A 1307-nucleotide genomic window follows, 5' to 3' on the forward strand; every position below is an offset into this window, starting at 1 on the left:
CGTCATCTCCTTTGGTTTATCAAACTGATTTTTTTGTTGCAAATCTTATTACAAGAAGAAAGCTTAGTAAGCGTTTAAATAAAAGGCAGGGTGAATTTTCGTCATCTCTAGTTTTAAAGAACTTTTGGTCGTATTAGTCCCTGCCTTTTATTACTGTCCAAGGCCTAGCTAGAATACTTTCTTTGAACTATCAAAGGTGATCGGCAAAAGACAGTTTATTAAATGTACTAAAAGATAAACGTATGGGAAACTGGAATGTTGTTTTAGGAGTAGATGTATCAAAACTTACATTAGATATCAGTTGTGCAGAACGCAGGCTGCATATCAAGATCGATAACCATAGTAAAGGATTTGCTATGTTTAGAAAGTGGTGCAAAACCAATTCAATTGAGCTTAAAGAAGTACTGGTTGTTATGGAATATACAGGTGGCTATGAGTACCGTTTTATCCAGTTTCTGGAATCTCAGTTCATTGCCTATACCAGGATATCTGGCCTGGAGATCAAAAATTCGATGGGAATGGTACGCGGCAAAAACGATAAGGATGATTCCTTCCGCATAGGTCAGTATGGTGAGGATAAGATCAAGCGCCTGGAGGCGTCCCGGCCATTGAACAATAATATTCTTATACTAAGACAGCTGCTTTCCTTTCGGAAAAGACTGGTAAGAGAAACGGCAGGTCTAAAAAGTACGTTAAAAGAAAGGATATACATGTTTTCTACGGGTAAGGACGATAGGATCAGCAAGATTATCCGCTCAAAGATAAAGGCAGACCAGAAGCATCAGTCCGAAATAGAGGCTGAGATCGCCTTTCTTATCAATCAGGATAGAGAGATGCTTAAAAATTATCGGATAATAAGCAGTATAAAGGGAATCGGCAAGGTAAATGCCTGGATGACGATCGCTTACACGGAAAACTTTGCATCTTTTCCAGACGCAAGGAAGTATGCAGTTTACGTGGGGGTAATTCCATTCGGAAATACCTCTGGAACAACTATCAAAGGAAAGCCAAAGGTGAGTTATCTGGCACAAAAGGAACTGAAACAGGAGCTCAATCAGGCCGCAAAGTCTGCTATGCAACATGATCCCGAAATATCAGCGTATGCAGAACGTAAACAAAAGACCAAAGGCTATAATCTTGTTTTAAACAATGTGAAATTCAAACTGATTTTAAGAATGTTCTCACTTGTCAAAAGAGGAGAAATGTATGTCGAGAATTATAGGAGAGCGTCATAAAAGATAAGAAAAACTCTTTATTTGGAGTTTTTCTTAAAATAAATTTGCAATTGTGGTAAACCTAGAATACGA

Annotated in this window: 1 protein-coding gene; it reads left to right on the plus strand. The window is 38.2% G+C overall.

What is annotated here, in order from left to right:
• Positions 1-242 precede the first annotated feature (242 nt).
• Complete coding sequence (locus tag ACTJKC_RS25365) at positions 243-1235, plus strand: IS110 family transposase (RefSeq protein ID WP_440796457.1); 993 nt, start codon at positions 243-245, stop codon at positions 1233-1235.
• Positions 1236-1307: the final 72 nt, after the last annotated feature.

This window comes from Pedobacter sp. 22226 (assembly GCF_052045455.1).
Classification (GTDB): domain Bacteria; phylum Bacteroidota; class Bacteroidia; order Sphingobacteriales; family Sphingobacteriaceae; genus Pedobacter; species Pedobacter jeongneungensis.